Source organism: Kitasatospora sp. NPDC059722 (assembly GCF_042733235.1).
GTDB lineage: Bacteria > Actinomycetota > Actinomycetes > Streptomycetales > Streptomycetaceae > Kitasatospora.
This window is the reverse complement of record NZ_JBHWGD010000075.1, coordinates 1-10,034: the sequence shown is the minus strand read 5'-3', so window position 1 is coordinate 10,034 and position 10,034 is coordinate 1. Positions and strand designations below refer to the sequence as shown.

General features: G+C 72.9%; 6 protein-coding genes and 1 pseudogene. 3 read left to right on the top strand and 4 right to left on the bottom strand.

The window, feature by feature from the left end; translation table 11 throughout:
* The 4 genes from ACFV4F_RS33530 to ACFV4F_RS33515 form a co-directional block, all read right to left on the bottom strand.
* A partial coding sequence (locus ACFV4F_RS33530; RefSeq protein WP_380508277.1) for an HAD family hydrolase occupies positions 1-530 on the bottom strand: 530 nt, incomplete at its 3' end.
* Complete coding sequence (locus ACFV4F_RS33525) at positions 527-1,948, bottom strand: RNA-binding protein (protein WP_380508275.1); 1,422 nt, start codon at positions 1,946-1,948, stop codon at positions 527-529. The genes ACFV4F_RS33525 and ACFV4F_RS33530, both read right to left, overlap by 4 nt.
* A 67-nt stretch (positions 1,949-2,015) precedes the next feature.
* Positions 2,016-3,563: a putative Ig domain-containing protein gene (locus ACFV4F_RS33520; protein ID WP_380508272.1), complete on the bottom strand. Its 1,548-nt coding sequence runs from the start codon at positions 3,561-3,563 to the stop codon at positions 2,016-2,018.
* Between the two features lie 136 nt (positions 3,564-3,699).
* On the bottom strand, positions 3,700-4,641 hold the full coding sequence (locus ACFV4F_RS33515) for a hypothetical protein (protein WP_380508269.1): 942 nt from the start codon (positions 4,639-4,641) through the stop codon (positions 3,700-3,702).
* Positions 4,642-4,814: 173 nt separating this feature from the next.
* Here ACFV4F_RS33515 and ACFV4F_RS33510 point away from each other — a divergent pair, with 173 nt between their 5' ends.
* The 3 genes and pseudogenes from ACFV4F_RS33510 to ACFV4F_RS33500 form a co-directional block, all read left to right on the top strand.
* A complete protein-coding gene (locus tag ACFV4F_RS33510; protein ID WP_380443524.1) occupies positions 4,815-5,936 on the top strand; it encodes an alpha/beta hydrolase in 1,122 nt (373 codons plus the stop codon).
* A gap of 124 nt (positions 5,937-6,060) precedes the next feature.
* Positions 6,061-8,517: an ArnT family glycosyltransferase gene (locus ACFV4F_RS33505; protein ID WP_380508266.1), complete on the top strand. Its 2,457-nt coding sequence runs from the start codon at positions 6,061-6,063 to the stop codon at positions 8,515-8,517.
* A 30-nt stretch (positions 8,518-8,547) separates the two neighbouring features.
* A pseudogene (locus ACFV4F_RS33500) lies at positions 8,548-10,034 on the top strand (beta-ketoacyl synthase N-terminal-like domain-containing protein); the annotation flags it as partial.

Genomic DNA, 10,034 nt, shown 5'->3' with positions numbered 1-10,034 from the left:
CCCCGCCCGCGGGCGCGCCCACCCCCCCGCCCCCCGCCGGCCCCGAGCCCGCCCTCAGGCGGGGCCGGGCGAAGGCTGTCGGGGCGGCGGCGCGCCCCCCCCCCCCCCACCTCGGTGGCGCTGTGGATCCGCCCGGCGAAGTGCTCGTACAGGCCGGTGCGGCCGAGGGTGTGGCGCATCTTGTCGTGCGAGCCGCTGGACGCGACGCAGGTCGGCAGGGTGAGCTCGGCGATCCCGGCGAGCGCCTCGCGGATCCCGGCCACCGGTTCCAACTCGGCCTCCACGGCCTCGGCGTGGAGCTCGACGAAACGCGCGCGCCAGCGGTCGGCGGTCGCCGTGCCGAGCCGCTCGGCGACCACCGCGTGGTTGGCGGCCTCGGAGCGGCCGATGAAGTGCTCGACCACGTCGGGCAGGGTCAGCGGCCAGCCCAGCTCCGCGCCGAGGCGCATCTGGACGCGGGCGGCGATGACCTCGCTGTCCACGAGGACACCGTCGCAGTCGAATATCACCAACTCAATCGGCTTGATCATCCGCTCAGCTTAGGCCGGAGCAGGATGCGGCGCCGGTCGAGGTCCAATTCCTCCAGGACGACGGCGATTTCGGAGCCCTCCTCGACCCAGGACGGGACGTCCTCGGCGGGCAGCAGGCCGCCCAGTTCCAGGCCGGCGTCGTTGCGCAGGTCGACGAGCGCCCCCGGCACGAGGAGCTTGCGGACCACTCCGGTGAACATCCGCCCGACCGGCTCGGTGTCGGCGAAGAGCTGCCACGGGTCCGGCAGGAGGCCCTTCACCGACAAGTTGACCTGCTCCCAGGAGAATTCGACGTTCAACACGAGCGCCTCGATCTCCCGGCCCACCGGCGCGACGTCCTCCACCGAGTCGAAGCGGCTCCAGGACATGTCGGGGACGCGCAGGAATCCGGCGTACCGCCCGACACCGTCGCCGAGGTTCACGTGCACACCGATGTCGTCCAGGCCCGTCGACACCACCCCGCGCACCCGGTCGCCGGCCCACAGCGTCCCGAGGTAGGTCCGCAGCCGCTCGGCGCGGGTCGGCTGGAGGCGCCACCGAGTGCGCAACACGCCATCCAGGTCCGTGAGTTCGGCGGACAGCAGCGGGTGGCGATCGGCCGCGTCGACGGGGATCAGCGCGGCCCGGCCCTTGCGCACGGACGTGTGCCGCTCGGCGACACACGCCGGGAAGGAGTCGCCGAGCTGCGGTTCCTCGACGAGCAGCGCGACCGGCCCGCGCCGCTCGATCGCGGCCAGGACGGCGTCGGTGTCGGGCGAGAGGGCCGGCCAGACGGCGAGCCGGGCGCGGGGCGTCAGCTTCGCCCGCACGGTCGCGACCTCCTCGACGGAGGAGATCTCGTACCACCGGCGGCCGTTGCGGACGTACTGCTCCTCAAGCAGCACCGCGCCGCGGGCCTCGGCCAGCGCGCCGACCTCCGCCCAGAACGCGTCGTCGGCCGGGCGCGCGTCGGCTACATCGTCCAACTCCCGCACGTACGGCGACTGTTGGACCTCGTCGACGTCAAGTCCCAGCGCCCGAACCCGTTCCACGGCGGCACCCGGGAAGGCCCCGCCGACGTACAACTCGCCCTCGTCGTCGACGTGGACGAAGAACCCGTCGTCGCCGTCGAGGCGGCACCACACGCCGTGCCGCAGCACCATCGCGCGCACCAGCGCCAGTCCGGTGGCCAACGGCACCTCGGCGCCGTCGTGGTAGCCCCGCTGTCGGTAGTCGAAGAGGCCGTGCAGCCCGTCACCGTTGATGCCCACGCGGCGCTGGGAGAACGAGAAGAACCCGGTCAGCGCCGGGTTGTCGAGCGTCAGCCGGGTCACCCCGGCGTCGAGCGCGAGGCCGGCGACGGCGGCCGTGCAGGCCTGCGCGTGGCTCTCGCGGGAGTGGTGGTCGTGGGGGCCTTTCAGGCGGAGGACGGGAGGCATGCCGCGCAGTCTAGCCAGCCGGGCCGGCCGGACCGCGCGGCAGGAGCCACCGCCGGTCAGCGGTCCGTCAGCTCGTCTGGATGGAGGTGTCGTCGATCACGAAGCTCGTCTGCAGCGAGGCGTCCTCGGTGCCGGTGAACTTCAGCGTGACGCTCTTGCCCGCGTACGCCGACAGGTCGAAGGTCCGCTGCTGGTAGCCGGCCGCCGCGTCCACGTTGCTGTACGTCTTCAGCGTGGTCCCGTTGACCGACACCGCCAGCTTGTCGTACGCCGTCGTACCCGTCTCCGCGGTGTCGATGTGCAGCCAGAAGCTCAGCGTCGCCTTGCAGCCCGCCGGGATCGTCACCGTCTGCGACAGCGTGTCCGTGTGCGCCGAGCCGTAGCCGTCCAGCCACGCCTTCCAGCTGCCCCCGTGCGCCGCCTGCGACGCACTGTTGTCGATCACACCGCTCGACGCCGTCCACGGCGCCGCCGAACCCGTCTCGAAGCCCGCGTTGCCCAGCAACTGCGCCGGCGTGCAGGAGCCACCCGCGCCCAGGACCGACCAGTTGAAGCTCGTGGTCGCGGTCGCCCCGGTCGCGTCGGTGACCGTGACCGTCACGGGGAACTGCCCGATCGTGTTCACCGCGCCGGAGATCAGGCCGGTCGAGGAGTCGACCGACAGGCCGGTGGGCAGGCCCGTGGCGGAGTACGACAGCGGCGCGGTGCCGCCGGAGGCCTGGAGCTGGAGACTCACCGAGCCGTTGACGGTGGTCGACTGGTCACCGGGGCTGCTCACCGACACGGAGCTGCCGCCGCCCGGCTTGGTGAGCAGGCAGCCGGCGACGTTCAGGTCGATGGCCCGGCCCGCGCCGAGGCAGGTGGTGAACCAGTAGGTCTCCTCGCCGTAGCCCTGACCCTTGGTGGCGGTGGTGCTGCCGTCGGCGGCGACCTCGCACGGGTTGTTGAGGGTGCACATCTGGCCGTCGTCGTTGCCGGTGTTGTTGATGCCGACGATCCGCCCGCTCGCGGAGTCGATGATGGGCGAGCCCGACGTGCCGTGGGTGGTGTTGCAGCCGGAGTTGTAGCGCAGCGAGTCGTGCCAGGTCCACTGGTCCTCGCGCAGGGTGGACACGAACCCGTTGACGGAGCAGTTCCAGACCTGCTTCCAGTACGACGAGGGTATGTACATCGCCGCGCCGTTGACCGGGTGGCCGTCGTTGACGGTCAGCGCGGTGACGCCGTAGCGGCTCTTGATCGCGCCGTAGGTGTCGGTGAGTTCGTAGAGCGTGACGTCGGTGCCGGTCATCGTCGCGTACAGGACCTTGTCGGCCTGGACGGTGCCGAGGCTGTTCCCGGCGCCGTCGAGCAGGGTGCCGCTGCGACTGGCGGGGACGTTCTGGATGACCTGGCCGGCGCTCGGCATGGTGGGCAGGCAGTGGCCGTTGGTGAGCATGAGCGCCCGGTCGCCGTCGACGGAGGCGGGGTAGCGGACCAGCGAGGCCGAGCAGTCGTCGAGCGCGATGGTCGCCGTGAGGTCGGCCGCCTGGACGGCCTGTGCGGGGGCTGCGGCGAGTGTCAGCCCGCCGGCGATGACCGCGCTCGCGCCGGCGACGGCGACAAGTCTCTTGAACATGGCTCTCCTTGTGGGGGATCGCGGGGTGCCCGACTGGTCGCCGAGGCCCGCGCCGCACGAAAGTGCCATGGCCACTTCAAGGGGTCAACAGTCCTGACCGAAAAAGGCCGGGGAACGCCGTCGAACGTCAAGGACGCTACGGTTGCGGGAAGTTGTTCTGGTCCACGTCCTCGGTCTTGGCGTTGCCGCCGACCACCGGCTTGAGGGTGACCGACCACGACGTGGCGGTGCGCCCGGTCTCGAAGGCCAGCGTGTCCTGGAACTTGGTGAACCGGCAGCTCCGGGTGAACGCCTTCGCGTCGTTGTCCCAGTCCACGCCGCCCGAGAAGTAGACCTCGTACGTCCCGTCCCGGACGCCCTCGATGCTCGCGTTCGAGCCCTTGGCCACGTACACCGAGTTGACCGCCTTGCCGTCCAGGGCGAGCGTGACGACGGCGTCCGACGAGCCGCCGTTGTCGACCTTGAACACGCCCTCGCCGTTCAGCCGCCCCTTGCGGACCAGCGTGCCGTTGTCCAGCGTGCGGTTCTGCGCCGCCGGGAGCTGCGGGACGGCGAAGGTGGTCGGGTAGCCGGCCGTCGCCATCTTCGCGAGGGAGGCGGTGACGGCCTTCAGGCTCGCCGCCTGGCCCACCTCCGCGAGGCCGGCGCCGAGCCCGCACACGGTCTTGTGCTTGATGTCGCCCTGGATCTTCGCCATCTCGGTGCCGAGCTGGGTGAGGGCGGAGGCGAGGTCGCTCTGCGTGATCCCGACCTCGGGCGGCTGGTCGGCCGTGCGCAGCGTGAGGCTCGCGGCCTTGGCGCTGGTGGCGATCCCGGCGAGGTCGGTGTCGAGGTCGGCGAGGGTCGTGGCCGAGGTCACCTTGCCGAGCGCGGTGGTGACCGGGTCGACGGCTCCGGTGAGCACGGGCCCGTACGCGGGCCGGGTGGGCGTCGGCCGGGGCGTGGCGGTCGGCGCCGGCGGCGCGGCGGAACCACCGGACGGCTTCGGATCCGCGGCCGACTGCCCTCCCCCGCTGGAACAGGCCGCCAGCAGCAGCACCGATCCGACGGCCAGACCGGCCTTGGTGATGGACCTCATGAACCCCGCCCCCACGTGTCGTCCCCCGCACGCGCCGCGCACACTACGTGCACGTATCCCGCGGGACATCGTCCCGGAGCGTGCGCAGCAAGGTCAACAGGGCGCACAAGGAGCGTACGGGCGCGCACGAGGGGCGCGCGGGGAGCCTGCGGCGGTCAACTACCATCGGGCCCGTGCTCAGTCTCACCGGCCTCCCCCTCCAGATCGTCGCGTCCGTGATCGCGATCGCCGTCTTCGCCGCCACCATGTGGCTGTGGCCGAGATTCGGCGGACGGACCTGGAAGTCCTGGCTCGGCCGGATCGGCGCCTTCCTCGCGACCCAGGTCTCGGTGCTGATCGCCATGGGCCTGGTCGCCAACAGCTACTTCGGCTTCTACAGCTCGTGGACCGACCTGCTCGGCACCAGCGGCAAGAACGGCACCGTGGTCGACCACACGCCCAACGCCTCCGGCGTGGCCGTGACCGGCGAGCAGAAGTTCTACTCGGCCCAGGGCTCGGACCCCGAGCGCTCCGGCCTGATCCAGAAGGTCGACGTCAAAGGAGCGGGCAGCGGCCTGACCAGCGAGGCCTACGTCTACCTGCCGCCGCAGTACTTCCAGCCGGACTACGCCAAGCAGCGCTTCCCGATGGCCCTGGTGCTCACCGGCTACCCGGGCACCCCGGAGAAGCTGATCTCGCTCATGCAGTACCCGGCGTCCACCCTCGACGCGATCACCCAGAAGAAGCTGCCGCCGACCATCCTCGTGATGACCAGGCCCACGCTCGTCGGCAACCGGGACACCGAGTGCGTCGACGTGCCGAACGGCCCCCAGGTGGAGACCTTCTTCACCACCGACCTGCCCAAGGCCCTCGCCACCACCTACCGGATCGGCACCGCCCCGGACAACCGAGCCGTGATCGGCAACTCCACCGGCGGCTACTGCGCGCTCAAGTTCGCCCTGCGCAAGCCCGACTCCTACCCCGCGGCGATCGCGCTCTCCGGCTACTACAGCGCGGCCCACGACGAGACCACCGGCGACCTGTTCGGCGGCAGCGACAAGCTGAAGCAGGAGAACGACCTCCTGTGGCGGCTGAAGAACCAGCCGCCCGCCCCGGTCTCGCTGCTGCTGACGACCGCCAACGACGAGAACAACTACGGCGAGACCCAGGCCATGGTCGGCGCCTTCAAGGCCCCGACCAAGATGTCCACGATCACCCTGGACACCGCCGGCCACAACTTCCACACCTGGACCCGCGAGATCCCCCCGGCCCTGGAGTGGCTCGGCAAGCACCTGGTCATGCCCCAGCCCGCCTGAGCGTGCTGCGAGCCGTCCCGTCGGGCCGCCGAGAACGGCCGAACCGGGCGTGAAACCCTAGATCACACCCGGCTCACAGTCCCGTCTCACGCTTCTCTCAGGCGCGCCACGCACGGTATGGCGCATGACCACGACCAGCTACACCCAGCCGGCCGGTGAACCGTGGCCCGAGGCCGCGGACTTCCCGCCGCCGGAGGTGCCCCAGCCGGCCCCCGCACCGGTCCCGGCACCGCTCTTCCCCGAGCAGTCCCTGCCGCCGGCCGGACCCAAGGGCCCGGCCTCCTGGTCGGGCCGACTGCGTACGCTCCCCGCCCGCGCCTGGCGCGGCCGCGCCGACGACCCCCGCTGGGTGCGCCCGGCCCTGCTCGGCCTGATGGCCGCCACCGCCGTCCTCTACCTGTGGGACCTCAGCGCCTCCGGCTGGGCCAACGCCTTCTACTCCGCGGCCGTCCAGGCGGGCAGCCAGAGCTGGAAGGCGTTCTTCTTCGGCTCCTCCGACGCCTCGAACTTCATCACGGTCGACAAGCCCCCGGCATCGCTGTGGCCGATGGCGCTGTCCGCGCGGATCTTCGGCCTCTCGTCGTGGTCGCTCCTCGCCCCGCAGGCGCTCATGGGCGCCGCCACCGTCGGCGTCCTGTACGCGGCGGTGCGCCGCCGCTTCTCCCCGCTCGGCGGCCTGCTCGCCGGCGCCGCGTTCGCCCTCACCCCGGTGGCGGCGCTGATGTTCCGCTTCAACAACCCGGACGCGCTGCTCGTCCTGCTGCTCACCGTCGGCGCGTACGGGCTTATCCGCGCGATCGAGACGGCGAGCACCCGGTGGCTGCTGTTCACCGGCGCCGTGTTCGGCTTCGCGTTCCTCACCAAGACCCTGGCGGCGTTCCTGATCCTGCCCGCCTTCGCGGTGATCTACCTCGTCGTGGCGCCCACCGGCCTGTGGCGGCGGGTGCGCCAGACGCTGCTCGCGGGCGTCGCGCTGGCCGTCGCCGGCGGCTGGTGGGTCGCGGTCGTCGAACTGCTGCCCGCCTCCGCCCGCCCGTACGTCGGCGGCTCGCAGGACAACAGCTTCCTGTCGCTCACCTTCGGCTACAACGGCCTCGGCCGGGTCGACGGCAACGAGCGCGGCAGCGTGGGCGGCGGCGGCCGCCTCCCGGCCGGGCTCGACCTGCCGGCCGGCGCCGCGCAGGGGATGAAGAACCGCGGCTGGGGCCAGACCGGCATCACCCGCCTGTTCGGCAGCGACATCGGCGGCCAGATCGCCTGGCTCCTGCCGGCCGCGCTGATCCTGCTGCTGGTCGCGCTCTGGGCGACCCGCCGCTACGCCCGCACCGACACCGCCCGCGCGGCGTTCCTGGTCTGGGGCGGGTGGCTGGTCTCCACCGCGCTGATCTTCAGCTTCATGTCCGGGATCTTCCACCAGTACTACACCGTGGCGCTCGCCCCGGCCGTCGCCGCACTGGTCGGCATGGGCGTGGACGGGCTGTGGCGGGCGCGCCACCGCCTGCCGTACGCGCTGGTCCTCGCGGGCACCCTCGCGACGACGGCGGTGTGGGCGTTCGTCCTGCTCGGCCGCAGCTCGGGCTTCCTGCCGTGGCTGCGCTGGGCGGTCCTGGCCGCCGGGCTCGCGGCGGCGGCCGCGCTGGTGGCCGGGCAGTTCGCGGGGCGGACCTCCGGGCGGACCGGGGCGCGGATCGCCTCGGTGGCCGGCCTCGTGGGCCTCGCGGCGGCGCTCGGCGGCCCGGCGGCGTACGCGGTGGACACCGTCGGCACGGCGCACAACGGCTCGATCATCACGGCCGGGCCGTCCGTCAAGGGCGCGTTCGGGCCGGGCTCGTTCGGCAAGGGCGGCCGGGGCGGCAAGGGCGCCACGGGCAACGGCCGGGGCTTCGGCGGCCAGTTCCCCGGCGGGCAGGGCTTCCCCGGCGGCCAGGGCGGTCAGGGCGGTCAGGGCGGCTTCCCCGGCGGCCGGGCCCCGCACGGCCAGAACGGCGGCGGCTTCCCGGGCGGCTTCGGCGGCGGCCAGGGCGGCTTCCCCGGTGCCGGCAACGGCTCCGGCAGCGGCAGCGCCGACGGCGGTCGCCACGAGCGCGGCAACGGCACCGGCACCGGCACCCCGGGCATGCCCGGCGCGGCGGACCCCGAGGGCGCGGGCGGCTTCGGCGGCCCCGGCGGCACGGGCGGCGGCATGGGCGGCCTGCTCGGCGGCACCAAGGTCGGCGACGAGGCCGCGGCCCTCCTCAAGCAGGACGCCGACCACTACACCTGGGCCGCCGCGACCACCGGCTCCCAGAACGCCGCGAGCTACCAGCTCGCCACCGGCAAGCCGGTGATGGCCCTCGGCGGCTTCAACGGCACCGACCCGTCGCTGAGCCTGGCCGACTTCCAGAAGTACGTCCAGGAGGGCAGGATCCACTGGTTCATCGGCGGCGGCTCGCACCGCGGCTTCGGCGGCGGCGGTGCCGGCGACGACAGCGGGCAGCAGAACGAGAGCGCCCAGATCGAGGCGTGGGTGACCGGCCACTTCACCGCGAAGACGGTCGGCGGCGCCACGTTCTACGACCTCACGGCGGCCCCGTCCTCCTGAGCCGGACGAACCCCGAGGGGGGGGGGGGGCGGCCCCCCCTCGGCCGGCCTGGCGCAGCGCCTGTCGGGCCTGGGCGAGGCCGAGCGCCGGGCGGCCGTCCTGGAGCTGGTGCGCGATCGGATCGCCGTGGTCCTGGGCCACGAGGGCGGCTCGGTCGTCGACCCGTCCCGGGCGTTCCAGGACCTCGGCTTCGACTCGCTGACGGCGGTCGAGCTGCGCAACCAGCTCAAGTCGGTGACCGGTCTCCAGCTGCCGGCCACGGTGGTGTTCGACTACCCGACGGCGAGCGCGCTGGCCGGCTTCGTCCTGGAAGGCCTGTTCGGTGCCGAGGAGGCCGAGGAACTCCCGTCGGCGCTCCCGGTGTCGTCGGACGACCCGGTCGTCATCGTCGGCATGGCCTGCCGTTACCCGGGCGGCGTCGAGTCGCCGGAGGACCTGTGGCGGCTGGTGGCCGACGGCGTCGACGCGGTCTCCGACTTCCCGGCGAACCGGGGCTGGGACCTCGACTCGCTCTACAGCGAGGACCGGTCCGTCCCGGGCACGTCGTACACCCGGCGCGGCGCGTTCCTGCACGACGCGGGGGAGTTCGACCACGAGTTCTTCGGGATGAGCCCGCGCGAGGCGCTGGCGACGGACGCGCAGCAGCGTCTGCTGCTGGAGACCTCGTGGGAGGCGTTCGAGCGGGCGGGCATCGACCCGGTGTCGCTGCGCGGCAGCCGGACGGGCGTCTTCGCGGGCGTCATGTACACCGACTACCGCTCGCTCCTGGACGGCGAGGAGTTCGAGGGCTTCCGGGGCAACGGCAGCGCCCCCAGCGTCGCCTCCGGCCGGGTGTCCTACACCTTCGGCTTCGAGGGCCCGGCGGTGACGGTGGACACGGCGTGCTCGTCGTCGCTGGTGGCGATGCACCTGGCGGCGCAGGCGCTGCGCGGCGGCGAGTGCTCGCTGGCGCTGGCCGGTGGCGTCACCGTGATGTCGACGCCGGGGACGTTCGTGGAGTTCTCGCGACAGGGCGGCCTGTCGGCGGACGGCCGGTGCCGTTCGTTCGCGGACGCGGCGAACGGAGTGGGCTGGGGCGAGGGCGTCGGCATGGTGGTGCTGGAGCGCCTGTCGGACGCCCGCCGGAACGGGCACCGCGTGCTCGCGGTGCTGCGGGGGAGCGCCGTCAACCAGGACGGTGCGTCGAACGGTCTGACGGCGCCGAACGGTCCGTCGCAGCAGCGGGTGATCCGGCAGGCGCTGGCGAGCGCCGGGCTGTCGACCGCCGACGTCGACGCTGTCGAGGCGCACGGGACCGGGACGACGCTCGGTGACCCGATCGAGGCCCAGGCGCTCCTCGCCACCTACGGGCAGGACCGCGAACTGCCGCTGCTGCTGGGCTCGATCAAGTCGAACATCGGGCACGCGCAGGCGGCCGCCGGTGTGGCCGGCGTGATCAAGATGGTGCTGGCGATGCAGAACGGCGTGCTGCCGCGCACGCTGCACGTGGACGCGCCTTCGTCGCACGTGGACTGGAC